At 42.6% G+C, this 26,278-nt stretch carries 28 protein-coding genes; 14 read left to right on the top strand and 14 right to left on the bottom strand.

Annotated features, from left to right (window positions below; all coding sequences use genetic code 11):
* From ACNPNW_RS17240 to dxs, 3 genes are all read right to left on the bottom strand, one after another.
* On the bottom strand, positions 1 to 1,192 hold a 1,192-nt coding region (locus tag ACNPNW_RS17240), incomplete at its 3' end, for a DEAD/DEAH box helicase (RefSeq protein WP_448767230.1).
* 549 nt (positions 1,193 to 1,741) lie between these two features.
* Complete coding sequence (locus ACNPNW_RS17235; RefSeq protein ID WP_448767229.1) at positions 1,742 to 2,572, bottom strand: inositol monophosphatase family protein; 831 nt, start codon at positions 2,570 to 2,572, stop codon at positions 1,742 to 1,744.
* A gap of 114 nt (positions 2,573 to 2,686) precedes the next feature.
* Complete coding sequence (gene dxs / locus ACNPNW_RS17230) at positions 2,687 to 4,597, bottom strand: 1-deoxy-D-xylulose-5-phosphate synthase (RefSeq protein ID WP_448767228.1); 1,911 nt, start codon at positions 4,595 to 4,597, stop codon at positions 2,687 to 2,689.
* 308 nt (positions 4,598 to 4,905) lie between these two features.
* Between dxs and ribA the strand changes: the two genes are divergently transcribed.
* Positions 4,906 to 5,508 (top strand): GTP cyclohydrolase II, encoded by a 603-nt coding sequence (gene ribA, locus ACNPNW_RS17225; protein WP_004645027.1) that lies wholly within the window; start codon positions 4,906 to 4,908, stop codon positions 5,506 to 5,508.
* A gap of 138 nt (positions 5,509 to 5,646) precedes the next feature.
* On the opposite strand, the gene hemN is transcribed toward ribA, so the two are convergent.
* A complete protein-coding gene (hemN, locus tag ACNPNW_RS17220) occupies positions 5,647 to 7,020 on the bottom strand; it encodes an oxygen-independent coproporphyrinogen III oxidase (protein ID WP_448767227.1) in 1,374 nt (457 codons plus the stop codon).
* A 238-nt stretch (positions 7,021 to 7,258) separates the two neighbouring features.
* Here hemN and hemF point away from each other — a divergent pair, with 238 nt between their 5' ends.
* From hemF to ACNPNW_RS17195, 5 genes are all read left to right on the top strand, one after another.
* On the top strand, positions 7,259 to 8,215 hold the full coding sequence (gene hemF / locus ACNPNW_RS17215; RefSeq protein ID WP_448767226.1) for an oxygen-dependent coproporphyrinogen oxidase: 957 nt from the start codon (positions 7,259 to 7,261) through the stop codon (positions 8,213 to 8,215).
* Positions 8,216 to 8,349: 134 nt separating this feature from the next.
* The gene (locus ACNPNW_RS17210; RefSeq protein ID WP_448767225.1) at positions 8,350 to 8,556 is read left to right on the top strand and encodes a hypothetical protein; all 207 of its coding nucleotides are present in this window, start codon (positions 8,350 to 8,352) and stop codon (positions 8,554 to 8,556) included.
* A gap of 99 nt (positions 8,557 to 8,655) precedes the next feature.
* Positions 8,656 to 9,444 carry a shikimate dehydrogenase gene (gene aroE / locus ACNPNW_RS17205; RefSeq protein WP_448767224.1) on the top strand — a complete coding sequence of 263 codons (789 nt, stop codon included), beginning with the start codon at positions 8,656 to 8,658 and terminating at the stop codon, positions 9,442 to 9,444.
* Positions 9,445 to 9,842: 398 nt separating this feature from the next.
* A complete protein-coding gene (locus tag ACNPNW_RS17200) occupies positions 9,843 to 11,666 on the top strand; it encodes an acyl-CoA dehydrogenase C-terminal domain-containing protein (protein ID WP_005249863.1) in 1,824 nt (607 codons plus the stop codon).
* A 347-nt stretch (positions 11,667 to 12,013) separates the two neighbouring features.
* Positions 12,014 to 12,223, top strand: coding sequence for a cold-shock protein (locus tag ACNPNW_RS17195; protein ID WP_004281542.1), 210 nt, complete (start codon positions 12,014 to 12,016; stop codon positions 12,221 to 12,223).
* Positions 12,224 to 12,439: 216 nt separating this feature from the next.
* Here ACNPNW_RS17195 and ACNPNW_RS17190 read toward each other — a convergent pair whose 3' ends face one another.
* Complete coding sequence (locus ACNPNW_RS17190; RefSeq protein WP_448767223.1) at positions 12,440 to 13,141, bottom strand: IS1 family transposase; 702 nt, start codon at positions 13,139 to 13,141, stop codon at positions 12,440 to 12,442.
* Between the two features lie 302 nt (positions 13,142 to 13,443).
* Between ACNPNW_RS17190 and ACNPNW_RS17185 the strand changes: the two genes are divergently transcribed.
* Positions 13,444 to 13,650 (top strand): KTSC domain-containing protein, encoded by a 207-nt coding sequence (locus ACNPNW_RS17185; RefSeq protein ID WP_004278917.1) that lies wholly within the window; start codon positions 13,444 to 13,446, stop codon positions 13,648 to 13,650.
* 11 nt (positions 13,651 to 13,661) lie between these two features.
* On the opposite strand, the gene ACNPNW_RS17180 is transcribed toward ACNPNW_RS17185, so the two are convergent.
* Positions 13,662 to 14,252 (bottom strand): O-methyltransferase, encoded by a 591-nt coding sequence (locus ACNPNW_RS17180; RefSeq protein WP_448767222.1) that lies wholly within the window; start codon positions 14,250 to 14,252, stop codon positions 13,662 to 13,664.
* Between the two features lie 24 nt (positions 14,253 to 14,276).
* Complete coding sequence (locus ACNPNW_RS17175; RefSeq protein ID WP_004278919.1) at positions 14,277 to 14,495, bottom strand: DUF1653 domain-containing protein; 219 nt, start codon at positions 14,493 to 14,495, stop codon at positions 14,277 to 14,279.
* A gap of 233 nt (positions 14,496 to 14,728) precedes the next feature.
* On the opposite strand from ACNPNW_RS17175, the gene ahpF reads away from it, so the two are divergent.
* The 3 genes from ahpF (at position 14,729) to ACNPNW_RS17160 (ending at position 17,177) form a co-directional block, all read left to right on the top strand.
* Positions 14,729 to 16,294 (top strand): alkyl hydroperoxide reductase subunit F, encoded by a 1,566-nt coding sequence (gene ahpF, locus ACNPNW_RS17170; RefSeq protein ID WP_448767221.1) that lies wholly within the window; start codon positions 14,729 to 14,731, stop codon positions 16,292 to 16,294.
* Between the two features lie 286 nt (positions 16,295 to 16,580).
* Complete coding sequence (locus ACNPNW_RS17165) at positions 16,581 to 16,826, top strand: hypothetical protein (protein WP_004278921.1); 246 nt, start codon at positions 16,581 to 16,583, stop codon at positions 16,824 to 16,826.
* Positions 16,827 to 16,970: 144 nt separating this feature from the next.
* Positions 16,971 to 17,177 carry a hypothetical protein gene (locus ACNPNW_RS17160; RefSeq protein WP_005106537.1) on the top strand — a complete coding sequence of 69 codons (207 nt, stop codon included), beginning with the start codon at positions 16,971 to 16,973 and terminating at the stop codon, positions 17,175 to 17,177.
* Here the strand turns inward: ACNPNW_RS17160 and ACNPNW_RS17155 are convergent.
* Positions 17,161 to 17,799, bottom strand: coding sequence for a LysE family transporter (locus ACNPNW_RS17155; protein ID WP_448767220.1), 639 nt, complete (start codon positions 17,797 to 17,799; stop codon positions 17,161 to 17,163). The genes ACNPNW_RS17160 and ACNPNW_RS17155 overlap by 17 nt on opposite strands.
* A gap of 117 nt (positions 17,800 to 17,916) precedes the next feature.
* A complete protein-coding gene (locus tag ACNPNW_RS17150; protein WP_005247360.1) occupies positions 17,917 to 18,483 on the bottom strand; it encodes an FxsA family protein in 567 nt (188 codons plus the stop codon).
* Positions 18,484 to 18,608: 125 nt separating this feature from the next.
* Here ACNPNW_RS17150 and ruvC point away from each other — a divergent pair, with 125 nt between their 5' ends.
* A complete protein-coding gene (ruvC, locus tag ACNPNW_RS17145; protein ID WP_004278925.1) occupies positions 18,609 to 19,154 on the top strand; it encodes a crossover junction endodeoxyribonuclease RuvC in 546 nt (181 codons plus the stop codon).
* Positions 19,155 to 19,157: 3 nt separating this feature from the next.
* Here ruvC and ACNPNW_RS17140 read toward each other — a convergent pair whose 3' ends face one another.
* The gene (locus tag ACNPNW_RS17140) at positions 19,158 to 19,430 is read right to left on the bottom strand and encodes an acylphosphatase (protein WP_448767219.1); all 273 of its coding nucleotides are present in this window, start codon (positions 19,428 to 19,430) and stop codon (positions 19,158 to 19,160) included.
* A 10-nt stretch (positions 19,431 to 19,440) separates the two neighbouring features.
* Positions 19,441 to 20,898, bottom strand: a complete 1,458-nt coding sequence (locus ACNPNW_RS17135; protein ID WP_004731509.1) for a bifunctional ADP-dependent NAD(P)H-hydrate dehydratase/NAD(P)H-hydrate epimerase — start codon at positions 20,896 to 20,898, stop codon at positions 19,441 to 19,443.
* A 23-nt stretch (positions 20,899 to 20,921) separates the two neighbouring features.
* Between ACNPNW_RS17135 and queG the strand changes: the two genes are divergently transcribed.
* The 3 genes from queG to bioB all read left to right on the top strand — a co-directional run bounded on the left by queG (position 20,922) and on the right by bioB (position 23,487).
* On the top strand, positions 20,922 to 22,016 hold the full coding sequence (gene queG / locus ACNPNW_RS17130; RefSeq protein ID WP_448767231.1) for a tRNA epoxyqueuosine(34) reductase QueG: 1,095 nt from the start codon (positions 20,922 to 20,924) through the stop codon (positions 22,014 to 22,016).
* Between the two features lie 132 nt (positions 22,017 to 22,148).
* Positions 22,149 to 22,352: a hypothetical protein gene (locus tag ACNPNW_RS17125; RefSeq protein WP_004278929.1), complete on the top strand. Its 204-nt coding sequence runs from the start codon at positions 22,149 to 22,151 to the stop codon at positions 22,350 to 22,352.
* 133 nt (positions 22,353 to 22,485) lie between these two features.
* Positions 22,486 to 23,487, top strand: coding sequence for a biotin synthase BioB (gene bioB, locus ACNPNW_RS17120; protein WP_004278930.1), 1,002 nt, complete (start codon positions 22,486 to 22,488; stop codon positions 23,485 to 23,487).
* Positions 23,488 to 23,494: 7 nt separating this feature from the next.
* On the opposite strand, the gene ACNPNW_RS17115 is transcribed toward bioB, so the two are convergent.
* The 3 genes from ACNPNW_RS17115 to ACNPNW_RS17105 all read right to left on the bottom strand — a co-directional run bounded on the left by ACNPNW_RS17115 (position 23,495) and on the right by ACNPNW_RS17105 (position 26,277).
* On the bottom strand, positions 23,495 to 23,731 hold the full coding sequence (locus tag ACNPNW_RS17115; RefSeq protein WP_004278931.1) for a hypothetical protein: 237 nt from the start codon (positions 23,729 to 23,731) through the stop codon (positions 23,495 to 23,497).
* Positions 23,732 to 24,567: 836 nt separating this feature from the next.
* Positions 24,568 to 25,254, bottom strand: coding sequence for a metallophosphoesterase (locus ACNPNW_RS17110; protein WP_005103523.1), 687 nt, complete (start codon positions 25,252 to 25,254; stop codon positions 24,568 to 24,570).
* Positions 25,255 to 25,287: 33 nt separating this feature from the next.
* Positions 25,288 to 26,277: a hypothetical protein gene (locus ACNPNW_RS17105; protein ID WP_005103524.1), complete on the bottom strand. Its 990-nt coding sequence runs from the start codon at positions 26,275 to 26,277 to the stop codon at positions 25,288 to 25,290.
* Position 26,278 lies beyond the last annotated feature (1 nt).

Here is a 26,278-nt window from a genome sequence, read left to right as displayed (position 1 = left end):
CATCACGACTACCGCGTGCAGGAGGTGGAGATGGCTCAAGGCCTTCAATTTCAGATACGTTCAGACGCGCATCAAGGAAGTCTTCCAAAGCACGGATTTTACCGCGTTCACGGTAAGTCGCCAAAGTAATGGCTTTACCAGTACGACCCGCACGACCTGTACGACCGATACGGTGTACATAGTCTTCGTTCTTCATTGGAAGACCGAAGTTGATTACGTGTGAAATAGTTGGTACGTCAAGACCACGTGCCGCAACGTCAGTTGCAACCAAGATCTTCGCACGACCTTCACGAATGCTACGTAAACGACGGTTACGAACCGTTTGTGGCATAGCACCATGAAGCGCTACAACTGATAAACCTGCTTCAGCAAGCTCTTCAGCCAACATATCTGTGTCTTCTTGAGTTGACGCAAATACAACTGCTTGATCAACGTCTTCTTCGTTTAACCAGTGAGTCAGTAATTTTTTCTTGTGTTCGAAACCGTCAGTCCAATGCAAAGTCTGAGTAATATCAGTATTTGTAGAGTGACCTGTTTCGATCGAAATACGCATTGGATCATTCATCATGCGTTCAGCAAGTGTAATGATACGTGGTGCAAACGTCGCAGAGAACATAAGAGTCTGTTTGCGGTTTGCAGCCAACTCACCAATTGCTTCCAAGTCTTCAGAGAAGCCCAGGTCAAGCATACGGTCAGCTTCATCGACGATTAACGCGTCAACTTTATCCAAATTGATTTGACGACGATTCACCAAGTCAAGTAAACGACCTGGAGTTGCAACAACAACTTGCGCGCCTTTTAACTGTTGAATTTGCTTACCAAAAGGCATACCGCCCATGATTGCTGCAATACGAACACCTTTCATATGACGTACAAGCGCAATTGCGTCTTGACACACCTGTTGTGCCAATTCACGAGTCGGTGAAATCACCAAAATATTCGGTTGAGTAACCGCTTTCATACGGTCTTTAAACGGTACTAATGTATCTTGGTTTGCCAACGCATTTAACGTAGGCAGTAAGAATGCAGCAGTTTTACCAGAACCTGTTTGGCTTGATACAAGAAGGTCTTTACCTTCAAGTGCAGCTGGAATCGCTTGTTCTTGTACAGGAGTAGGAGTAGTAAAGCCTAAAGCGTCGAGAGCCTGGGTTAGAGATTCGTCGAGAGAAAAATCAGCAAAAGTTTTGCTCATAGAGAGTGTTCACCCTGAAGTGGGTGCTCCATTAAATAAATTACAATATGGACATCGGCAAAAAGCGGCACAGCAAATAGAGCTGAAAAAGTTAGGATTCAGCAGCGATCCGAATAACGACGATGTGGATATAACGCACGTATATGATTACGGCCGCAAACCTGAAGGAATCGCTTAAGCGATTGGGGCGCGAAGGATATGTCCTCTCTATGGACAGAACGCGCATACAATGATTAGAAGATAGTGTTCAGGTAAAGAACGGAAAATTAAGTGCGTGCCGAAATTATAGCAGAATATTCCACAATGTCATTAAGTTTTAAAACTAATTTTCTTTATTCATAAATTATGTATAATTTTCTTATACTTAAAGAATTATAAAAGTGTAGTTATTGGTCTAAAAAGTCAATTTTCTGTAATTCACCGGACATTTCCGATATCTAGTCAGTGTTAAAAATATAGACATTACCCGATTAAAAGAAGATAAGTATATAAAAAAGGCATCCCGAAGGATGCCTTTTAGAATATTAAATCTGCTTCATCTAAACCCGATTATTTTGCTGCTTCACCCCAAGCAGGAACAACTGCTTGCATTAAAGGCTTAAGCATTTTCATTGAACAAGCCAAAACTTGACCATTTTCCATAGAGTCGCTACCACCACGTGCATCAACTACAGTACCGCCTGCTTCTTTCACGATCAATTCACCCGCTGCGATATCCCAAGGTTTCAAACCAAGTTCAAAATAAGCGTCGAAACGACCGGCAGCCACATAAGCCAAATCCAATGCTGCAGAACCTGAACGGCGATATTGCGCACCAGCTTCAGTTACGTTTAACAAGGTTTGAAAATGGTTCTTGGCATAAGACACAACTTCGCCATTACGCTTGGCACGATAAGCGTGACCAACAGCCATAAAGGTATTTTCCAGGCTGTCTTTAACATTCACACGAATACGGCGCTGGTTCATCATGGCACCACGACCACGACTGGCAGAGAATAGCTCATCTTTCACCGGGTCATAAATCACCCCGTGTTGAGTAATGCCTTTGTGCTGAACTGCGATAGAGATACAGAAATGCGGGAAACCGTTAATGAAGTTTAAAGTACCATCTAGCGGATCGATCACCCAACACCAATCGGCGTCATGACCTTTCCCTTCCTGATAGCCAAACTCTTCACCAAGGAAACTGTGATTTTTATAGCTTTTACGTAGGGTATCGATGGTCAACTGTTCCAAATAACGATCTACACGCGTTACCGGACCATCAATTCCTTTTTCTTCGACTTGTAGATCGAGTTTATGACGATTCTGATGCGCTTTTAAAAGCTCTTGACCAACTAACTGAGCCGCACGCGCAGCCATCACCACCATAGGTTCCATTGAACACCCACTACAAATTTGAAGACACTGATAAAGAATAATGCATAAAAGCCCCGATATCTTAGCAAATATCAGGGCTTTTTTGGGAAAAATGTGTCTAAAATTTTTAAGATATTATGACAAGACGCTTTGCCCTAGGTTGGACCAAGCATGATTGATTGATTTTTCAATACCTTGCGCATCCAGCCCCGCCTGCTGTAACATCTGTGCATGAGTCGCTTGTGCCATAAATGTATCATCCAGACCCAAATTCAGTATCGGTTTGACAATCTGCGCTTCTGCCAGATATTCATTCACGGCACTACCCGCACCGCCCATCACTGCATGTTCTTCCACCGTGACAAACAGACTGGTGCTTAAAGCGAGATCATCGAGCATTTGAGTATCCAGTGGTTTGACAAAACGCATGTTAACCACACGCACGCCAATCTCATGTTTCACGGCAAATGCTTCAGCAGCGTCGACTGCAGCCTGTACCCGGCTACCAAATGCCAGTACAGAAATATATTCATCATACTGCCCATTAAAGCTGGCCACAATTTCCGCCTGACCGATCGGAATCTCGATCATCTTTTGCTGGATATCGACGCCCAGTCCATTGCCACGCGGATAACGTACCGCTGCCGGCCCTGGATACAAATACGCTGTATGCAGCATTTGACGGCATTCATTTTCGTCTTTCGGCGCCATGATCACGATATTCGGGATAGTACGCATATAGGCATAGTCATAAGCACCGGCATGCGTCGGGCCATCTTCACCAACCAGACCGGCACGATCAATACCGAAAGTAACATCCAGATTCTGCAAAGCCACGTCATGTACCAGTTGATCATAACCGCGTTGCAGGAAAGTCGAGTAAATTGCAACCACCGGCTTCAAGCCTTCACAAGCCATACCGGCAGCCAAGGTAACCGCATGCTGTTCGGCAATCGCGACATCAAAGAAACGTTCTGGATATTCTTTGGCAAACTTCACCATGCCTGAGCCTTCGCACATGGCGGGAGTAATCGCGAGCAAACGTGTGTCTTGTGCCGCTTCATCGCAAAGCCATTGCCCAAATACATCCGAATATTTCGGTGCAGTATTGCTGGCGGCAACGGCGTTGATTTTGCTAATCGCGTGATATTTGATTTGATCGGATTCTGCCGGAGCAAAGCCTTTGCCTTTTTTAGTATAGACATGAATCAGGCGTGGGCCTTTACGCTTTTTCAGCGCATTAAAGACATGCACCAGCTGTTTGACATCATGACCATCGTACGGGCCAAAATAGTCAAAGCCGATGGCTTGGAATAAGTTATCTGCAGCATCGGTTGCTGCACTGTGCAAACGCGAGTTATACAACCATTCTGGATGTGGCTGTACATATGCCTCACCCTGCTCGGTAACATTAACGAACTCACCGCGCTCCCAAATGGCAGCCAGATGTTTGGCAAAACCACCGGTACTGCAAGAAATCGACATATCATTGTCGTTCAGCACCACCATCAGATCAGCACTGTGTGCCACGGCATCATTCAAAGCTTCAAAAGCCATACCTGCCGTCATGGCGCCATCGCCAATAATCGATACCACTTCACACGGCTTGTTCTGATAACGACGTGCCAGCGCCATACCTAGGCCAGCAGAAATCGCCGTCGAAGAATGCCCTACCCCAAAGGTATCAAATTCAGATTCTTCACGAGCCGGAAACGCAGCCAGACCATCTTTGGCACGAATCGTGGTGAGCTGTTCACGACGACCAGTCAACACTTTATGCGGATAGGCCTGATGACCTACATCCCAGATCAGGCGATCATGTGGCGTATTAAAGCAATAGTGTAAGGCCACGGTGAGCTCAATTACACCGAGGTTGGCACCAAAATGTCCGCCACTTTGCCCGGCAGCATACAAAATGAATTGACGTAACTCATCCGCCACTTGTTCTAGCTGGCTTTGCTCGAGTGCACGCAGTTGCTCAGGATGATTGATCGCATCAAGCAACGGTGTTACAGGGCGTTGAGTTGGGATTTCTGTATACAGCATATTATGGCAAAGCCTTCTAAAGCCTGGCAAATCTAAAGCTAGGTCAATGGGGAGTACCCGATCATATAGCTGAATTGTAGCAGCTTCAATTCAGCTACGCTTCTAGCGATGCAATATTAAACAATGATCTCGTCGGGGTGAAAAATTGCAGCCTACGATTATCCTGAATAATCTTACTATTTATCAACTATTATCGTTCGCTTTCTACAAAAAAGAAAATCTATTGCAGAATTTCGACTTTGCAATTCTACCAATGTTCAATCATTACGCTATACTTTAGCCAATTTCAGGATTTAACGGGTTCAGCTGTGCCAATCGAATTTGTCGCAACGTCAAGATTACCTACCGCTCACGGTGAATTTAAAATTACTGTATTTCAAGACCCTAAGACTGGCGAAGAACATGTCGCACTTTCCAAAGGACTTGAAGAAGTATCAGATGAGCCTGTAGTGGTGCGTGTGCATTCTGAATGTTTAACCGGTGATGCCTTTGCTTCACTCAAATGCGACTGTGGCCCGCAATTGCAAGCGACTTTAAAACTGATCAATGAATTAGGCCGCGGAGTCATTCTGTATTTGCGTCAGGAAGGTCGTGGCATTGGCCTGACCAATAAAATTCGCGCTTATGCCCTGCAAGATCAGGGACATGACACCGTAGATGCCAATTTAATGCTGAACCTGCCAGCAGATGCACGTCAGTATGATATGTGTAGCATCATGCTGGATCATTTACAGGTGAAAGCAGTACGTCTCGTGACCAATAATCCTTCTAAAATTGAAGCTTTAAAAGCCCAGGGGATTAATGTGATCGATCGTGTGCCTTTGACTGTGGGTTTAAACCCTTTTAATGAACAATATCTTAAGACCAAGCACGAACGCATGGCACATCTTTATAAAAAGGATGATTTTTAATATTTTTAACCCCCGTCCCACCTTATTTTAACTTAATCCCTCCAAACCTCCCTTTCTTGCGCTTCGACTTAAAGCCATACTTAAGTCTTGCTCAGGGAGGCTTTCCCTCTTTTTCTTAAAAATGGGGTTAGGGGAAGATTAAATCGTCATGGAAAAAATCCGGTTCTCTGGCATCCGTCGCTTTAAACGTAAATCAAAAGCCATACAAATATTGCGTACAAATGGTTTCCCTTTCTCCAGAATCGTGACTGACGAGTCTGAAAATTGAATCAAGCCATCCTGCGCCATTTCCTCAAGCTGTGCCAAAACCTCATCAATTTCAGGAAAAAGTATCTCGGAATTTTCCCATGAGGTACTAAAGCTGCACATCAAATTTAGAATATGTTGCCGAATGATCAGATCTTCATGATTTAATATATGTCCTCTAAATACCGGAATTTCATTCCGCGCCAGGCATTCATAATATTCTTCAATTGTTTTCACATTCTGCGCAAAGCTGTACCAGCTATCGCTGATCGAAGAAATCCCGAGTCCAATCATCACTTGGGTTTTAGAGGCGGTATATCCCATAAAATTGCGGTGCAATGTTCCAGCTTGAAAGGACTGGTACATCGCATCTTTTTCTAAAGCAAAGTGATCCATGCCAATTTCATGATAACCATGCGCGAGTAACTTCTTTTTACCTTCTTCATAGCATTCCCGTTTGATTGCATCTTTGGGCACATCGGCATCTTTAAAACCGCGCTGACCATTGCCTTTAATCCAGGGCACATGTGCATAGCTATATAAAGCCAGACGGTCCGGCAAGAGCGAATTGGTTTGTTCAATAGTATTTAAAACATCTTCCAGACTCTGAAATGGCAGACCAAAGACCAGATCATGGGAAATCGATTCATAGCCAATTTCTCGCGCCCATTCGGTTACCTGTTTAACATTTTCATAAGGCTGAATCCGGTGAATCGCCTTTTGCACGGTTTCATTATAATCCTGTACCCCATAACTGACTCGACGAAAGCCAAGGTCATATAAACCTTGCAAATGCTCACGCATGGTATTATTAGGATGGCCTTCAAAACTGAATTCATGTACAGGCGCTACATCTGCTTTGGCCAGAATGCCTTGAATCAGTTGAGCCAGATGCGCCATTGAAAAAAAGGTCGGCGTTCCCCCACCCAAATGAATCTCTTTAATGATGGGCTTTTCTTGTAATAGCTCACAATATAAATCCCATTCTTTCAACACTGCCTGAATATAAGGCTGTTCCATTTCATGTTTTTTTGTGACTCTCTTATGGCAACCACAAAAGGTACACAGGCTTTCGCAAAATGGCAGGTGGATATACAAGCTAATGCCTTCGCTTTGATTGGATTCATCAAAAGACTTTTTTAGCGTTTGCTTCCATTGTTCCAGCGAGAAATTCTGCTCTTCCCAATACGGAACCGTAGGATAACTAGTATAGCGTGGCCCGGGAACATTGTATTTTTGAATCAGGGAATTGACCTGTACCGACATGACACCCACCTATTACCATCGAGAAATGCTCAAGCCAATGAGCGCTTGTGAGTTATTGTGCTGAGCTTGAAAGAAGAATTCAACCTAGCCATTTGGTCGGATTTAATCATGCATTCTGCTTATGAATAGTGGAATGTAATGTCTGGGCTGATGAATTGCATCACCAAATTAGACCTTAATCTTTGACTGATTTTATGCTTTGATGTCGTTAGTTTTTTATTTCCCTACGAGGGCTCTGATGCAGCATCCTACATCTACGGATATTCAACACGTTCGTGAATTTCTCCTCGACTTGCAGGCACGGATTTGTGCAGCATTAGAACAGCAGGAACGTGCTGGCGGCGGTACGGCCGAATTTATCATCGATGACTGGGAGCGTCCAGAAGGTGGTGGTGGCCGTTCACGTGTTTTGCAAAATGGTACGGTGATTGAAAAAGGCGGCGTGATGTTCTCCCACATCAACATTTCTAAGCTGCCTGCTTCTGCGACTGAACGTCATCCTAATATTGCTGGCGCCAAAGCACAGGCCATGGGGGTATCGCTGGTGATTCATCCGAAAAACCCGAATGTGCCCACCTCACATGCCAACGTGCGTTTATTTGTCGCAGAAAAAAAAGGTCAGGATCCGGTCTGGTGGTTTGGTGGCGGTTTTGACCTGACTCCGTTTTATCCGAATGATGAAGATGTACTGTCCTGGCATCAAACAGCGCATGATCTGTGCGCGCCATTCGGCGAAGAGGTTTATCCTGAACATAAACAATGGTGTGATAATTATTTTTATCTAAAACATCGCGACGAGCAGCGCGGTGTGGGTGGTTTATTTTTTGATGACCTGAATCAATGGGATTTTGAAACCTGTTTCCAGTATATGCAGGCTGTAGGCAATGGGTATCTGGAAGCCATTCTGCCGGTTTTCCAGCGCAATCAGGATAAGCCTTATACCGAAGCACAACGCGAGTTTCAGTTATACCGTCGCGGCCGTTATGTGGAATACAATCTGGTTTATGACCGCGGCACCCTGTTTGGCTTGCAGACTGGTGGCCGGATTGAATCGATTCTGGTCAGCCTGCCCCCGCTTACCGGATGGTCATATCGCCCTGAATGGGATGAGGGCTCACCGGAAAAACGTTTAACAGATTACTACCTGAAACCACATAACTGGTTAACAGAATTAAAATCCAACGCAATGAAATGATACAAACGGCCCTCAAATAGAGGGCTGTTTTAATAGATATATCCTCTATACTGCTGCATAGAAATACCTGATTTGATCGCGGCACCCTATCGCTACATCGATCATATTCCATTTGATGTCTAGTGAGAATAACAATGCATAATCTTCAATTAAATCTACCTGTGTTGGCCTTTTGGCTTTTTCTGGCTCTCGCCATCAGCGCGATAAGTACCGCAATTTTGAGTCACAACCTGATTCTGGATGGCGCCGCTATTCTGGTGAGTATCCTGACTGGGTTTGGGGTTGTTCTCAGTATGGCGCTGATGTTTGCGGAACATATTATGGATATTTGCAGTTCCTAAAACCCGGATCACTTAACAGCAATTTAAAATCGCGCAGGCTTTAGTCTCTGCGCTTTTTCACGTATATTGATGGCCATTTCCGCACATGGACATTGTGAAATGAGCAAACAATTTTCCGTGATTGGTAACCCGATTGAACAATCACGTTCTCCAGAATTGCATCACGCCTTTGCTGCTAAAACTGGTGTCGACCTGAGTTACACCAAGCGTCTGGCGCCACTGGATGGCTTCGTAGCCAACATTCAGGAATTCTTTAGCAATGGCGGTAGTGGCATGAATGTCACCGTACCCTTTAAAGAACAGGCTTTTGCCCACTGTCAGGTGCTGAGTGAACGGGCCAAAATTGCCAAAGCCGTGAATACGCTATGGATGGAAAATGGTGTGCTGCATGGCGACAATACCGATGGTCAGGGACTGGTTGAAGCAATTCGAGCACTAGATTGGCCACTGGAAAATACAGATATTTTAATTATTGGTGCAGGCGGTGCCACGCGTGGTGTGATTTATCCACTCGCCCAAGCAGGTGCGAAAAAAATCGTAATCGCCAATCGTACCTTGGCACGCGCGGAACAACTGGTCGCTGATCTTCAGGATGCCGTACCTCAAGTCGAATTACAGGCGATTTCACTAGACAATTTAGCCGGTGAATTTGATTTGGTGATTAATGCCACCTCTGCCAGCCTCAGTGGTGATGCTTTGGTTTTACCAGAGGCGTTACAGTTTAAACGGGCCTATGAAATGGCCTATGGCAAACCTTCTTCCTTTCTCGATCAAGCCAAAGTACGCGGTGTACCGACATCTGAAGGTTTTGGCATGCTGGTCGGTCAGGCAATTGAATCTTTTTACATCTGGAATGGTATCAAGCCGGATTTAAAAGAGTTTCTTTAAAACCCCTATCTCTCCAATGAGTTCAGTTCGGGTTGCAACTGCAACCCTTTACTCTCCTCCTACTACTTTTTATAAGCTGAAAAACCATGAATTGGTTTTAATGACATTTTAGAATGAGTTATTTTGCGACCTGAATCCGAGCACAATTCATACAAAAATATACTGGACAAATCACCTTTTAACTCATTAAATTCCATTGATATAACAAGTTTTTAATCTTCCTGTAATGTAAACACCTAATGATGAAATTCGATGATTTCATTCATTAGCCTTAAAAATCGATTCGCTTTTCTGACATTTTTATTCACTGAATTCATCAATGTTTTTTTATCCCGAATGTGAATAATCAAAGAATCGATACAGATAATCCAAAACTAATTTCAATCAGGATTAAACGCATGCCAGCATATAAAGCCCCTTTACACGACATTCGCTTCCTTATGAATGAAGTGCTTGACTACCCTGCGCACTACCAGAATTTGTCGAATGGTGAATATGCCGATGCCGACACGGTAGATATGATCTTAGAAGGCGCTGCAGATTTCTGTGAAAATGTACTGTCGCCGTTGAATCAAAGCGGTGATGAAGAAGGCTGTCATTTTGAAAATGGCGAAGTAAAAACACCGAAAGGCTTTAAAGAAGCTTACGACCAGTTCGTACAAGGTGGCTGGCAAGGTCTGTCTTATCCTGAAGAATTTGGTGGCCAAAACCTGCCAATGTCTTTAAACCTGATCAAATCGGAAATGATGGGGACTGCAAACTGGTCATTCCAGATGTATCCGGGTTTAAGTGTGGGTTGTATCAACACTATCATGCAATATGGTACCGATGAGCAGAAAAACACGTATCTGCCTCACTTAGTTGCAGGAACTTGGGCGGGCACCATGTGTCTGACTGAGCCACAATGTGGTACGGATCTGGGGCAGGTTAAGACCAAAGCAGAGCCGAAAGAAGATGGCAGCTATGCCATTTCAGGCACCAAAATCTTTATTTCCGCAGGTGAGCACGACCTGACTGAAAATATCGTACATATCGTACTGGCACGCCTTCCAGATGCGCCGCAAGGTACCAAAGGGATTTCTCTGTTTATCGTACCGAAATTTATTGCTGCTGCAGATGGCGGGATCGGCGAGCGTAATCCAGTGAACTGCGGTTCGATTGAACACAAAATGGGGATTCGCGCTTCAGCAACGGCTGTACTGAATTTTGACAATGCGACTGGCTACCTGATTGGCGAACCGAATAAAGGCTTGCACGCTATGTTCACCTTTATGAACACGGCGCGTATTGGTACTGCGATTCAGGGTATTTGTCATGCTGAATTGTCATTCCAGGGTGCTTTACCTTATGCTAAAGAACGTATGTCAATGCGTGCCTTGTCTGGCAAAAAAGATCCGGAAAAAGTAGCGGATGCGATCATTCACCATGCTGATGTCCGCCGTATGCTATTGACGCAAAAAGCCATTGCTGAAGGTGGCCGTGCCATGATTTATCATGCAGCAAAAATTGCCGACAACATGAATGATGCTTTGCTGCGTGGCGATACTGCAGCATTTGAACAGCATGATGACCATCTTGGGTTCTATACTCCAATCCTGAAAGGCTTCCTGACCGAAATGGGTTATGAGGCATCAAATCACGGTATGCAAGTCTTCGGTGGACATGGCTATATCAAAGAATGGGGCATGGAACAGATCGTACGTGACTCACGTATCTCTACCCTGTATGAAGGCACAACAGGTGTTCAGGCACTGGATCTGATTGGCCGTAAAGTGCTGTTGACATCAAAAGGTAAAGTTATTCGTGATTACACTGCTGAAATCCTGAAATTCTGCGGTCAGCATGCACGTAATAAATATATGCGCCGATTTGCCTGGGATTTAACCAAGCTATGTGCACAGTGGAATGCATTAACCGTACGTATCATGCTGGCAGCACGTAAGGACCGTGACATCGTCTCTTCTGCGTCAGTCGATTTCCTGATGTTCTCCGGTTATGTGATGATGGCCTACTTCTGGGCACAGCAAGCTGCAGTCGCTTCAGCCAAACTAGCTTCTAATGACGGTACGGAAGTTCCAGAATTCTATAAAGCGAAAATCAAAACTGCTGATTTCTACTTTGAACGTATTCTGCCACGTACTCAAGGTCATGCTGAAGCGATGGTGAATCCCTCTAAAACCATGACGGCACTGGCACCAGAACACTTTAGCTTTGACTACTAAGCTGTAAATTGAGTTAAAAAGGGCGCTTCGGCGCTCTTTTTATTGATGTAGATACCCTTGTTTAACTTAAAAAACCTTTCTGGATAGAAAATATACAAATTTAATTTTATATTTTTCAACATCCTAATAAATTAGCCAAATAAAACGCTTGTATATCTCAAAATAAGCGGTATGATAATCCCAACTAGAAAAATTCTTGTTTTGGTTAGTCTTCTTTTAAGTATCGCAGTTTTAGTCATAAACCTTCGTATTACAGATCAAAAAGCTCCATCCTTTTTATTTTTCAAAGTTACAGTTAGTCATCTGAAATTTTGGCTATAAATTCATACGATTCAATAGGTTATATTATGTCTAATACAGTTAACGGTACAGTAAAATGGTTCAACGAAACTAAAGGTTTTGGTTTCATTCAACAAGAATCAGGTCCAGACGTTTTTGCTCACTTCAGCGAAATCACTGGTTCAGGTTTCAAAACTTTAGTTGAAGGCCAAAAGGTTTCTTTCAGCGTAGCTCAAGGTCAAAAAGGCCCGACAGCTGTAAATATCGTTGCTCTATAATTTAGAAGCAAGATATTGAAAAAAGCACTCTTAGAGTGCTTTTTTTGTGCCTATCATTTCTCTCATACCGCTCGCTTTTAAAGATCATTGGGTTGTTCTAAAAACCGGTGTGCTCTATGCCAGGCTAAAAATACCGGATCAGGGGCAAAACGTTTTGGTACGTCGATTCGTTTACCGTGATAAAGTTTTGGTGGTGTTTCAAAAAGTATGCTGGCGTTAAACAAATCCGTTATTAAGGTAAAAGAAAGTCAAATCAAAGGCTTTAAAATGATTTTCGAGCTTTTTAGAAAAGTTGCAACTTCTCCTAAATCCACGCCTGATTCGATGACGAATTCTACAGTTGTTACCTTCAATACCGACGGTAAAAAACTTACCGATCACTTGCTTGCAACATTGAAATGCTGTGATAAAACTATCCCAGTGATCACTCGCAATTCCAGCATATTGAACCCCAAGCTTTTTAAGTCTAGCTTTAAGACGTTGAACCGTTGCTAAATCCCGCTTACCCCAAACATAAGCAACAATTTCTCCAGATTCTCGATGGTAGGCATAAATAAGCCATTGTTTATTTTTCTTATTCCCTACAAAAGTCCAAAGTTCATCGACTTCAAGACATTCGTAGTGGCTTTGTTTAGGCTGAATCTGATAGATCGATTCACTTAAGGTTCGTAATACCTTGCCAATGCTGATACGCTCGACTTCAGCAATATCTCTTACACCGCTTCCTCTGACCATTAAATGTAATATCTTGCCGGTAATACCTGAGTTACATCCTTGATAGCTTAATGCATGATCACCAATAAACTGACGTTTGCAATCTTTGCATTGATGGTTTTGTTTCCCATCTACTTTGATGCCATTTCTCTTTATATTGTTACTTAGACAGGTAGGACATTTGATTTGTAGCGTTATTTTCATACCTCTATTTTATCAAAAGCCATATTGTTTTTTTCAGCATACTTTTTGAAACACCACCATAAAAATAACTCAAAGGAGGATTTTAAGTATTTAAAACCAATTCTTCAAATGAGGACACGCCCTAGGACTTTAAATATTGCAGTCCTATTTTTTTCTTGATCCATCATATAAAAATTCAGGCATATCTTTTGCTTCGCTTTCTCATAATCCTTACCGATTCTTACAATTGAGCTATACATCTGCAGAGCCATATGGCATAAGTTCAAATGATAAGATAAGAAATATTCAGTGGAGGAACGCATATGCAAAAACTGCTTACCGTGATTTCTTGGAAATACAATCCCTCAAGCCGCCACCTGAAAATTGTATACAGTAATGGTCATACCGAGCTGTATCATCCCGTACCTGAATTTATTTATGACAACCTGCTAAGACGCCAAGACAAAGCCGCATTCGTGGAAAAGTATCTCGAATATAATTTACATTTTAATAAAATTTGCATGGATTGAAGTGAATCCATTTAACGAAATCCCACCATCAGCAAACCTGCGCCTATGGGTACAATACTCATGATAAAACGTGGGTCTTGCTGAATTAAGGCAATAAACTCTTCGACTTCTGCTGCATGTGAAATGACATTATCAACTACCAGTAACCCGCCCTTTGCTTTAAGTAATCGACTCAAATGTGGCCAGTAACTGACATAAGCATCTCGTTCAGCATCTAACAGGATAAAATCAAATATTTCCTGTTCTGCCTCCAGATAAACCTGAGCATCAATTACTTTAAAATTGATTAAATCTGCAAGATCTATTTCTGTCGCATATTGCTTTGCCTGAGTAACCCGTTTTGCATCAACTTCAAGAGTTGTGATCATTGCTTGAGTCTGCCGAGCCGCTTCTGCCAGCCATAAAGTGGAATAGCCGGTAGAGGTGCCAATTTCCAGAATACTTTTCGATTGTTGCGCACGAATCAACATAGACAAAAATTGACCTGATTCTGGTTCTATATTGCGATATCGGTGCAGGCGATCTGCCTGCTTAAGGTCATGCCTCTGAAATTTTTCATATAATTCTTGCATGAATCTTTCAAATTCATCTGAGTTTTGCATCACTCCTCCCTGAGTCTGTTTGGCTTAAAGTGCCTGAATCAATTTAAAACGCTCCACTTCACGATCATCGTGGGTGGTAATGGTTTCAGTGAACATCGTTAAAGGACGTACCCAAATCGAATAATCTCCATAGAGACATTGATAAACCACCAGCTTTTCTTCAGTTTCACTGTGCGTGGCGACATGAAACACCTGATAAAGCTGTCCCTTATAATGTTGATAAATACCGCGTTGTAATTCCATCATTCAAGTCTCAAATATCTTGTTTTAATCTTAGCTGAAAATCCTTATTCTTGCTCTAAACTACTTGAAAATTAATCTTTCGCCCCGATATAGAACTCTGAAATTAATGATGAATTTCTCAATAAATCTGTAAATCCGATCAATAAAATAAAAACAAACTGTTTTAACTATTTATTCAATTCATTTAATATCCTGTTATCAAATAAACATTTACTCCTTTGGAGACGTTAGCAATGTTAGACCAAAATACTTCAGCTCAACTTAAAACCCTATTAGAACGCCTAGAAGGCCCGATTGAATTGGTCGCGACTTTAGATGGCTCTGACAAATCAGCCAAAATCCAGGAACTGGTGTCCGAAGTGGCTGCACTGTCTGACTTAGTCACTGCACGCTTTGACGGGACCAATGCACGTGCGCCAAGTTTTGGGATTGCCAAACAAGGTGAGGAACCGCGTGTGTTCTTTGCAGGCTTGCCAATGGGCCATGAGTTCACTTCGCTGATCCTGGCATTGTTGCAAACCTCAGGTTATGCACCGAAAGTCTCTGATGAAGTACTGGCGAATATTAAGAGCCTGGGTGTTCAATCTAACTTTGACGTGTTCGTATCGTTAAGCTGCCATAACTGTCCGGATGTGGTTCAGGCACTTAACCTGATTGCCATCTATAACCCGGGCACTACAGCGACCATGATTGATGGGGCTTTCTTCCAGGACGAAGTCGAAGAACGCAAGATCATGGCGGTGCCGATGGTATTCCAGGACAACCAGCATATCGGTCAGGGTCGTATGACGCTGGAAGAAATCATTGCCAAGCTGGATAGCAATGCCGCTGCCAAAGATGCGGAAAAGCTGAATGCCAAAGACGCCTTTGATGTTCTGGTGATTGGTGGTGGACCTGCGGGGAATACTTCAGCCATCTATGCAGCGCGTAAAGGCATTAAAACCGGGATCGTGGCTGAACGTATGGGCGGGCAGGTCATGGATACCATGGACATTGAAAACTTTACGTCTGTACAGAAAACTCAAGGTCCAAAGTTTGCCGCAGAGATGGAAGCCCACGTGCGTGAATACGGGGTCGACATCATGAACTTGCAACGCGTGTCTGATATCAAAGGGGCAGACGAAACGGCCAATGGTCTGGTGGAAGTGACTTTAGAGAATGGTGCCAAACTGGAATCGAAAACTGTAATTCTGTCGACCGGCGCACGCTGGAGAGAGATGAACGTTCCAGGTGAGCAGGAATACAAAACTCGTGGTGTGGCCTACTGTCCGCACTGTGATGGCCCACTGTTTAAGGGTAAACGTGTCGCCGTGATTGGCGGTGGTAACTCGGGGGTGGAAGCTGCGATCGACCTGGCAGGGATTGTAGAGCATGTAACTTTGGTGGAATTTGATACCAAATTGCGTGCGGATCAGGTGCTGCAAGACAAACTGAACAGCTTGCCGAACACCACCGTGATCAAGAATGCCTTGTCGACTGAAGTGCTGGGTGACGGTTCACAGGTGACGGGTCTGAAATACAAAGACCGTGCCACAGATGAAGAGCATACAGTAGAACTTGCAGGGATCTTCGTGCAGATCGGTTTGTTGCCAAATACGGACTTCCTGAAAGAAACGGCTGTTGAATTAACTAACCGTGGCGAGATTGTGATTAACGACCGCAACGAAACCAATGTCAAAGGTGTGTTTGCGGCAGGTGACTGTACCACAGTGCCTTACAAGCAGATCATCATTGCCACCGGTGAAGGTGCCAAGGCATCACTGTCTGCTTTTGATTACATCATCCGTTCTGGGCAGTAAGTTTTAGACTAGCTCAAATAAAGCCCGCTTGATGCGGGCTTTATTATGTATATTTTCAAGAGAATTAACTCTTAATTCATTGATTATCATTTGATTAATGAAAATATTTCTTACATTTTAAGAAAATCCTACTGCTTGTGTAATGAATTTTTATACTCTATTGTCTCTATGTAATTATCAGCAATTGCTTATTGCAAGCTGATGCTGCTCTACCTATGATAAAAAACCAATTGAATCATCTTTCATGATCGAAGAATAAAAAGGATAACATCCTGGGAGAAGAACAATGCAGTATCAATATCATTGTGCTTGCTGCGAAAAAGTAGTCGACTCTACAGAAAAATCATGCTCAAACTGTGGCTCACATCATATTCGCAGCCCTTTTGGTTTCTGGATTTTTTGTCTTGTGGCCTGCCTCGTTACAGCAATCGTATTTAAAGTCGTGCATTTGTATGTGCAATCACAACAAGAAGTTCCTATACAACACTCTATACTGGATGTTTTAAAAGAAGAAGATAAAAGACTTCGCTAATTTCATGCATCTCACAGCAAAGACCTGTTAGTTCAAACAAGTCTTTTTATTACTCTTAAATAATTCAAATAGAGATGCGGAAAATAACCTCATCAAATCCAGCTTTGATTTACAATAGCTGTGGATTTGAATGAGAGATGTGCCATGGTTCAGTTAATTAAAAAAGGTGGATTGCGTGAGCGCGCTAACCGTAGTCGCAGTTATCAGGGCTCTGAAAATACTGAAACCACCTTAAAGCCTAATCGTTATCAAACGGCGGTTAAAACACCAGACAATTTAGCCTCCCCTTCCCCGACCTCACCAATATCTCCAGCATTAAATGAAGATACCCTCCTTAATTCATCAGAATAAGTGCTTCATACCATAACGACAATGCAAATAGCAGAAATAGTCCGCCTGACATCATATCAATATAACTCCCCGAACGCTGGTACAAGATTTTAATTTTTGGTTGGGAAATCAACAGCATCAATAAAGTGAAGGTGATAAAAGTCTGCAAGGGAATAATTACCGCTAACTGTGCTTTCAAATAATCGGAAGCAGACGAACTTAAGGCCAGTGAAAATACGCTACTAAAATAGATCAGTGTTTTGGGATTAGAAAGATTGGTCCATAAGCCCAACATAAAATAGTTTTTAGCTTGCACCTGTCCATTTGTATCGTCGTCGGTCTGATGTCCATTTTTAAAGCTATGCACACCACCCTTTAACATGGCCCATCCCATTTTAGCCAAGAATATGCCACCCAAAAGCATTAAGGCGTGCTGGATCCATGGAAACTGGTCAATTAACACAGTAAAACCCGCAAGTGTCAGTACTACCCAAACCACAATACCGGCAGAGATCCCTGCAATAATTTTCAAGGCATTCTGGCGTGTGGTAGATGCGGCACTTTTGGCAATGAGCAAAATATCGGGACCGGGACTGAGTTGAGCAACAAAATGTAGGAGACAGATCGTAAAAAGCAGAGACATTAAAATAAGGTAAATTTATAAAAATATATTATAACGTTTGTTCAAAGAGATTAGAAAGCTCCAATAAAAAACCGAATCATCAGATTCGGCTTAAATAGAATTTTTTAAATAAAACATTTATTTTGGATTGATATCTTTCATTTCAATTTTTTTCGCCTCAGGTCTCACTTCACGTGCTTCACCATCAATAATGTTGGAATCACCGCGACCTGATTGCTGATTTTGCATATCCTGCATTTGACGCATCATCTCGGCAAATGGGTTCTGGCCTTGTGCACCACCCATATCGCCCATCATGCCACCCATCATTTTTTCCATCATGAGTTGCTGACGTTTCATCATCGCTTTCATTATAGCAGCCTTAAAAACCTGCTGAACCGCTGGAATGAGCATCAATACTGCCAATACGTCGGTAATCAATCCAGGAATAAGCAGAAAGAAACCTGCCAGAATTTTAGGTAAATTTCCTGTTAATGCAGGATCTGCACTCATCTGTCCCATCTGCATTTGCTGCATTTGTGGCATTACACCGGCCGAGTATTTACGGATCAGATTCATACCAATAAAAAATGCGGCCACAAACCAGAAAAATACGTACCACATGCTCCCGACGAGGTCACCCACGCCAATCCAGACAAATACTTCTAGGATTAAGCCTGCAAGGATAATAAGAAATAATTTCATGAAAATTAATCTAATCTCAGTAAAATAAATAATAGGATGCTGGAATCAACTGCTTCATCAGGATCAAGCTTTTTTGATACGCTTATGTAACAATATGGGCATTATTCTATTTTTAAAGTGCGGGCATGTCATTAATTATTGGGATTGACCCCGGTTCTCGTTTAACCGGTTACGGAATTATCGAAAAAGACGGCTCCAAACTGACTTTTGTTGATGCCGGCACCATCAGAACAGAAACGACAGAAATGCCTGAACGTTTAAAACGGATCTTTGCCGGCGTGGAGCGCATTGTAAAATTTTATGGTCCCACTGAAGCTGCGGTAGAACAGGTCTTTATGGCACAAAATCCGGATTCTGCCTTAAAACTCGGTCAGGCCCGTGGTGCTGCTGTTGCGGCACTGGTCAATCTGGATTTGAAAGTCGCTGAATATACCGCGCGCCAGATCAAGCAGTCGGTAGTCGGTTATGGTGCTGCCGATAAAGAACAGGTGCAGATGATGGTGATGAATATTCTAAAACTCAGCATCAAACCGCAACAGGATGCCGCCGATGCGCTAGCTGCTGCTATTTGTCATGCCCACGCCTCAGGAAGTATGAGTAAAATGGCGGTATTAAATGCTTTGGGTGGTATGGCACGTGGCCGTAGTCGTGTCAGCAGCCGTCGTCGCTAAGGTTTAACGCAATATTATAAAGTCTTGAACATCTAGGTCCGATTCCAGATGCTTTTGAATAACCGTTTGTACGATGGCACGAGCAGGCCCTTGCCAACTTCGTGTAATCATTTCCTGAAGTTGGGAGTCTGTTCCAGCAATAACGGCCTCCACCTCACCTGTGCTCAAGTTCTTCACATATCCTTTCAGTCCAAGCGCCTGAGCCTGCTCGGCAAACCAGTAAAGGTATCCGACTCCTTGAACTTGGCCTGAAATATTCAGTTTGATGACTGGCACACTATTCTCCTTAGCGATTCACGACCTGATAAATCGCATGTTTCATATCCTGTGCCTGCAAGCCACGTTCGCCATTTTTGGCCAGTTCATCACCTGCAAGTGCATGCAGCGTCACAATTTCATGCAAATAAATTTTTTGCGCAAATTGCGCCTTTAGACTGGCAATCATGCCGGCCAGCACATCCCCCATTCCGCCAGTTCCCATACCGGCATTCCCGGCATTGCAGATGTAAAGCCTTTCTTCCAGAATCAGGCTGCCTGAACCTTTTAGCACCCACTGTCCCTGATATTTTTGTTGCAGGGCATGAATGGCTGCAATCCGATCCATTTCAACTTCCGCAGTGCTACATGCTAGCAAAGTTGCAGCTTCTCCTGGATGTGGTGTGGCATAAGTCTGGGAATTCAAAACTTGAGGCTGCTTGGCCAGAAACCATAAGGCATCCGCATCCAAAACAACCTCCAGATCAGATTGCTGAGTCAGCTCAAACCAAGCTGTATATTGTTGCTCTGACCAAGAATCACGACCTAATCCCATGCCAAAACAGACTGCATCGACCTGCTGAATCAGTGCTTGGCGTTGCTCCTGAGTTAAAAGATTGATATCACGCAGCATAATATTTGGCGCACGTGACAAAATCGCGGTGTGGTGTTTTGCATCACAAACGATCGTCACTTTACCCGCTCCGGCAGCAAATGCTGCCTCTGCTGCCATGATCACTGCCCCCCCCATATCGGCATGACCACCTACAACCAAGACATGACCATAACTGCCTTTATGACCAAAGGCTTCACGCTTCGGCAATTGAATCTGATGTGATGAAAGACAAGCAATTGGTTGAAGCTCAGTATCTGTCGGGATAGCAGAAATCAGTTCGATCTTGCCCGCATATTCTTTGCCTTGTCCGGTAAACAGTCCTGCCTTGAGCCCTAAACCTGTGAAAGTATAGTCAGCTTTAATCGCAACAGGCAAAGGCTGGCCGGTATTGGCATCCAATCCACTCGGAATATCAATTGAGATTTTGAGTCCAGTTTGCTGATTGATCGTTTGAATAACATTTTGCCAGTCAAAGTCCAGCTGACGGTTCAGACCAATTCCGAATAATGCATCGATATAGACCTCACATTCAGATTGAAAATCAAAATGCGAATAAGGCTGCAAGCCAGCTTGCTGAGCTTCCTGCACAGCCGATGCTAAATCTTTGGAATTACCCAACTCAACTGCATAAATATCAACACTGAAGCCCGCCTGTTTGAGATATTTGGCCACAAGATAGCCATCGCCGGCATTATTACCCTGACCACAGCAGACAGCGATTTTTTTTATTTTTTGCTGGGAAAATAAAGTGATCAGCCGCTGACTAATCCCCCAGGCGACTTGTTGCATTAAACCGTAGGAACTATTTTGCTGTTGAAACCAGCGCTGCTCCCATGCTTGTAGATCACGGCTATGGTAAACTTGTTGCTGCATTTCTTATTCCCTGTCTTTGGTTTATGGCAACTCCCGATTCTCAAGCGCAAATTAAAGTTTATCAACAAGATCCAGCCGAGCTAAAAGCATGGATTAAAGCGCAGGCTTTAGAATTGGGTTTTTCTGATTGTGTCATTGCAAAACCAGATGCTCAAGCAGAATTAGCACGCTTACAGGAATATCTGGATCGTGGTTATCATGGTGACATGAAGTTTCTGGAAGAGAATCTGGAAAAACGTGCCAATCCCGCCTTACTGGTTCCCGGCACACGTAGCATTATCTGTGTGCGTATGGATTATCTGGTCGACGCACCAGAACCACGTTATATCCCTTATGCACCCAACTCTGCCATTATCGCGCGTTATGCTCGTGGCCGGGATTATCATAAAACCATGCGCGGTCGCCTGAAAACCTTGGCGACAAAAATCCGGGGAAAAATCGGAGATTTTGAATCACGTCCTTTTGCGGATTCTGCACCCATTTTTGAAAAATCGCTGGCTGAAAGTGCCGGCATGGGCTGGACAGGTAAACACACCCTGCTGATTCATAAAACATCAGGCTCATTCTTTGTTTTGGGTGAACTGCTTACTTCACTGGAACTGCCTTTTGATGAACCTGCGACGAAACATTGTGGCTCCTGTACCGCGTGTATCGACATCTGTCCGACTCAAGCCATTGTAGAACCGTACATGCTGGACGCACGACGCTGTATCGCCTATCTGACCATCGAATATAAAGGCATCATTCCCGAAGATTTACGACGCGGAATTGGTAACCGGGTTTTTGGTTGTGACGATTGCCAGCTGATATGTCCATGGAACAGTTTTGCCCAAGTCACGTCGGTAGAGGATTTTCATCCACGGCATGGACTGGATCAGGTGAGTTTACTGGATTTATGGCAATGGGATGAAGCCACCTTTTTAAGTTCGACTGAAGGCAGCCCTATGCGTCGTACGGGTTACCAAAGCTTTATGCGCAATATCGCGATTGGTTTGGGCAATGCACCCTTTGATGGGCAGATTATTCAGGCCCTTCAGCAACAGCGTGATCAGCATGATGGAATTGTGCAGGTACATATCGATTGGGCCATTCAAGAACAACTGGCAAAATCCAGCTAATTTTCTCTCACTATTAAAATATATTTCAACTTTACCTAGATTCACAGTTTCACTTAAAAGCCTTACACACCCGTGTTTCAGACTATGGCATAAATAAAAATAGTCAGAATTGAAGAATGAAGTGGAGGAAAGATGATGTCATCAAAAAATCCAAATCAAGAACTGCTTGAGCAGCTTCAGCATGACCAGCAGAAGCAACAACAGCAGCAGCCGCAACATGGCCCGATTAATTCCCCAAAAAACAATCAGCATGAACAGGATCAGCGTGTGTTTAACAAGCAGCACCGTAGTGATCTGCATGGCCAGGATATTCATGGAAATCACAGTAATAAATAATCTGGCAACTGAAAAAATAAGCTCACCTCGTGTGGGCTTTGCCATTTATATAAGGTCATATTTTGCTAGTGAAGCAAAAGCTTATTTTTATTAAGATGAACCGAATGATAAATAAGCATAGACAGGGAAAGAGATGAACAGTAGTGATGCGGTACGTAATGATTGGTCACGTGAAGAAATACAAGCACTTTATCAACAGCCTTTAATGGATTTAGTATTTCAGGCGCAACAAGTTCATCGTGAACATTTCACTGCGAATACCGTTCAGGTCAGCACCCTGCTTTCGATTAAAACCGGTAAATGCCCTGAAGACTGTAAATACTGCTCACAATCAGCGCATTATGATTCCAAACTGGAAGCTGAAAAACGCATTGCGGTCGATAAAGTGATTCAGGAAGCCAAACAGGCGCTGGCATCAGGAAGTTCACGTTTCTGTATGGGGGCTGCATGGCGCAACCCGCATGAACGCGATATGCCTTATGTGCTGGAAATGGTGCGTGAAGTTAAAGCACTCGGTCTGGAAACCTGCATGACACTGGGGATGCTAAATGGATCTCAGGCTGAACGCTTGAAAGATGCTGGACTGGATTATTACAACCATAATCTGGATACTTCTCGTGAATACTATTCACATATCATCAGCACGCGTAGCTTTGATGATCGTCTGGATACTCTGGATCATGTACGTCAGGCTGGCATGAAAGTTTGTAGTGGGGGTATTGTGGGTCTAGGTGAAAGCCGTGATGACCGGATTGGTTTGCTATATGAACTTGCAACTCTGGCAATTCATCCTGAATCTGTGCCGATTAATATGTTAGTGCCGATTGAAGGTACACCGATGGCAGATGTAGAAAAACTGGATGTGATTGAGTGGATTCGTACCATTGCAGTAGCACGGTTGTTGATGCCTAAAAGCTATATTCGCCTTTCTGCAGGGCGTGAATCCTTAAGCGATTCGGATCAGGCTTTGGCATTTATGGCTGGTGCCAATTCTATTTTCTCTGGTGAAAAACTGCTGACGACCCCTAATACATCCCAAGGTCGAGATCAGCAACTTTTTGCAAAATTAGGTTTAGTTGCAGAACAGCCAAAACCGAGTGTTCGCAGTCTGGCTACAGATGCCATGGCAAGCTAACAACTGTTTAACTTGATGAACTTGCAGAAAAGTTATGTGCAGTAATTAAAATACCATAACGGGCATTCAGATAATCTCCGACTCGGATTTGATCTACTCCATTAGCATGATGCACCATCAGCGCTTGCGTGACTGCATCATAACTAAAGGAGTCATAACTATCTTGATGCAGGCTGAGCCAGTGCAGCGTATCTGCCAGCTTGCTGTCTACAATATAGGTATCTGCATGAAAATCTTTACTCATATGCCTGTTCATCGTGATGAAATTTCCCTTTAATTTTAACGGAAATTAGCCCATAACAAGCATAAAAAAAGTGAGCCATTGCTCACTTTTCTTGCAAAAACTTTAGTCCTTATTCGTACCGCACTTACGACACTCCCTGTGTTCCCCGATCTCTTGCATTTGCTCATACTCATAAATATGCAAACAAAACAATTTTCTTAAAAGCTGAAGCATCGTTGAAACTCCTGTTTAATCATTTTTTTTAATACGCTTCTTAAGATATTCCGTCCTGAAACATCATGATTTTTGACTAAAAAATCATCTCATATTAATTAGCATAATTTTTTCAGTTGTAAAATGCATTTCATCTACTTTTCACTTTTTTTGCAGGTATTCTTTGAACTACATCACAATTATTTCATAAATATGAACTTTTTTTTTGATTAAAGAGGATGTTTATGGAATCTAGATAACAAAAGTAATATCTGAGGGAGATGCTTTTTTATTAAGCTGGGAACGAAGAGTATTTATTGAAAGGTAAACCAGAAAAGTTAATTATCAGTAGAGGCAACCATTTTAAGTCCTTCGAGATAAGAGCAACGATCAATTAAGTGAATTGCTTACTTCAGATTTCATAATATCCAAAAACAAAAAACCACCTAGGATTAATACACCTAAGTGGTTTTTTTATATGGTGGGCCCAGACGGACAAAAACTATCACCTATCCTATTGTTTTTATTACACTAATTACTTTAAAAAAATTACAGGATACAAGCTAGGATACATGGTTTAAATGTTCATTTTTTAATCAATTAAACTTTATTTACCACCAAACTCCCCTACCACATCGCCAGATTCATTGGATTTTTACAATACAAAGTTTCTTGGTAAAAAAGGAACCAACATCAATGTAATGGCAGTTATCGATTTTAGTATGCTCTTTTACAATGGTATGTCCTAGATAAATTTCATCTATATTTTCGACAACATCATAGTGAACGTAATGCTGACGAATTCGTCCTCTCCCCCACAGCGCATTAGCATAAGCAGAACTTACACCTGAAATTTTATAGTCGCCTTTTGCAATGTCTTGCTTGAAAGCATTCCAATCATGTATATCAATATCAGCATGTACCACACCAATCTTTTTATGTTCCAATTGAACTTCGATTACTAAAGGCAATTGCTTAAAACGCTCGATAATTTCTAGTTGCTGTATTTGGGATAACTGATAAAACCATTCTCCACCGTTACGTGCGTGAATATCTCTAATTTTAGAGTCATGAAGTGACTTTATACACATTTCCTCATGGTTACCACGCACCGTATAGAACCATGGCTCACCCAATAAGGAAATACATGCTAAGTTTTCTTCACCTCGATCTACAAGATCGCCAGTACAAATAAGCACATCATTTTGAAAATCAAAATTAATGTTTTGGAGCTCCTGCATCAACAGGCTATAACAGCCATGTAAATCACCAACCACATATATATTATCCATTTGATTTGCATTGATTGTACAAATAGGAGAATAGCTCATTGACTTAATTCTTCACACTTAATTTTAATATCATTACCGACTTAACAGCTTTCCAATCATAAGCACTCGATCAAAGCTATACACATGCGCAAAAGGACTTTCTACACAACGTCCAACTAATGGCAAATTATGATCAGTTTGGCCAGTTCTAAGTACAACCTCTGCTGAACAAATAGGACATATCCCTCTAAACCGAGTTACACGTGTTAATTGATTACGCTCTCTATCACGATACATCTCAATATCAGCATGTTCTTCAGCTAATGAAATAAACGTCATAGGTGCTTTAATGACACGATGCTCCGGTAAATTCCACATTGGAACGAACCAATATTTGAATGATAGGTAAGAAAATCCAATTAGACAGACTATAAATAACAAATCAAGTGTCGTGAAGTTTTGTCCTTCACGTACTAAAACTATTGAAAATGCACAAATATATAAAGCCCATGAAATAAAACCGCCAAAGAGAACTATCAGCATAAACAGTCCTCTTATACTTTTATTTTTTATTTCACCATTCTTAAATATAAATCGATAAAACCACGACATCTTTATTGCTGAAGAATCTACACGTTCATAAGTGATGTACTCAATATCTTCCTCATTTACTAATTTTTCATCAACACTTTCAATTACAGTCTCTTGAATGTCCAACCAAAAAAGACGCTCATTACCTTTTCCACCAACAGTGTCGTTCGTGCGTACAACCGGCACATATCCGATTTCGGAAAATTTTTGAATATGCTTAGAACTTAAACGCTCAAGGTATTCATTCAGTTTTCTTTCATTGATCCATTTTCCTAATTCTTTTGGATCTACGTTATCCGCAGAAAGCTTCCCATCTACAGCTGCCTTCAATTTATACCTTGAATAGGCAACATGATCATCAACTTGCCCCTTTAATAGCCCAAGCGTCGCAGCACACATTACCTTTAAGCATTCATAAGCCCTATTTTGTGCTAAATCATCCTTGAGCACATTCCATAAAATTGAAAAAACTTTTAATTTTAATTCAAACACT

This window comes from Acinetobacter endophylla (genome assembly GCF_053543775.1).
This window is presented reverse-complemented; position numbering and strand designations above follow the sequence as displayed.

Coding starts and splice junctions, on each gene's coding strand:
- ACNPNW_RS17110 (WP_005103523.1), bottom strand. CDS start 25,254: ATGAGCTATTCTCCTATTTGTACAATCAATGCAAATCAAATGGATAAT.
- hemN (WP_448767227.1), bottom strand. CDS start 7,020: ATGTCGGTACAGGTCAATTCCCTGATTCAAAAATACAATGTTCCCGGG.
- ruvC (WP_004278925.1), top strand. CDS start 18,609: ATGTCATTAATTATTGGGATTGACCCCGGTTCTCGTTTAACCGGTTAC.
- ACNPNW_RS17150 (WP_005247360.1), bottom strand. CDS start 18,483: ATGAAATTATTTCTTATTATCCTTGCAGGCTTAATCCTAGAAGTATTT.
- ACNPNW_RS17135 (WP_004731509.1), bottom strand. CDS start 20,898: ATGCAGCAACAAGTTTACCATAGCCGTGATCTACAAGCATGGGAGCAG.
- bioB (WP_004278930.1), top strand. CDS start 22,486: ATGAACAGTAGTGATGCGGTACGTAATGATTGGTCACGTGAAGAAATA.
- ACNPNW_RS17115 (WP_004278931.1), bottom strand. CDS start 23,731: ATGAGTAAAGATTTTCATGCAGATACCTATATTGTAGACAGCAAGCTG.
- ACNPNW_RS17160 (WP_005106537.1), top strand. CDS start 16,971: ATGGTTCAGTTAATTAAAAAAGGTGGATTGCGTGAGCGCGCTAACCGT.
- ACNPNW_RS17195 (WP_004281542.1), top strand. CDS start 12,014: ATGTCTAATACAGTTAACGGTACAGTAAAATGGTTCAACGAAACTAAA.
- hemF (WP_448767226.1), top strand. CDS start 7,259: ATGCAGCATCCTACATCTACGGATATTCAACACGTTCGTGAATTTCTC.
- ACNPNW_RS17125 (WP_004278929.1), top strand. CDS start 22,149: ATGATGTCATCAAAAAATCCAAATCAAGAACTGCTTGAGCAGCTTCAG.
- ACNPNW_RS17155 (WP_448767220.1), bottom strand. CDS start 17,799: ATGTCTCTGCTTTTTACGATCTGTCTCCTACATTTTGTTGCTCAACTC.
- ACNPNW_RS17165 (WP_004278921.1), top strand. CDS start 16,581: ATGCAGTATCAATATCATTGTGCTTGCTGCGAAAAAGTAGTCGACTCT.
- queG (WP_448767231.1), top strand. CDS start 20,922: ATGGCAACTCCCGATTCTCAAGCGCAAATTAAAGTTTATCAACAAGAT.
- ACNPNW_RS17200 (WP_005249863.1), top strand. CDS start 9,843: ATGCCAGCATATAAAGCCCCTTTACACGACATTCGCTTCCTTATGAAT.
- dxs (WP_448767228.1), bottom strand. CDS start 4,597: ATGCTGTATACAGAAATCCCAACTCAACGCCCTGTAACACCGTTGCTT.
- ACNPNW_RS17175 (WP_004278919.1), bottom strand. CDS start 14,495: ATGGAATTACAACGCGGTATTTATCAACATTATAAGGGACAGCTTTAT.
- ACNPNW_RS17190 (WP_448767223.1), bottom strand. CDS start 13,141: ATGAAAATAACGCTACAAATCAAATGTCCTACCTGTCTAAGTAACAAT.
- ahpF (WP_448767221.1), top strand. CDS start 14,729: ATGTTAGACCAAAATACTTCAGCTCAACTTAAAACCCTATTAGAACGC.
- aroE (WP_448767224.1), top strand. CDS start 8,656: ATGAGCAAACAATTTTCCGTGATTGGTAACCCGATTGAACAATCACGT.
- ACNPNW_RS17180 (WP_448767222.1), bottom strand. CDS start 14,252: ATGCAAAACTCAGATGAATTTGAAAGATTCATGCAAGAATTATATGAA.
- ACNPNW_RS17235 (WP_448767229.1), bottom strand. CDS start 2,572: ATGGAACCTATGGTGGTGATGGCTGCGCGTGCGGCTCAGTTAGTTGGT.
- ACNPNW_RS17210 (WP_448767225.1), top strand. CDS start 8,350: ATGCATAATCTTCAATTAAATCTACCTGTGTTGGCCTTTTGGCTTTTT.
- ACNPNW_RS17185 (WP_004278917.1), top strand. CDS start 13,444: ATGCAAAAACTGCTTACCGTGATTTCTTGGAAATACAATCCCTCAAGC.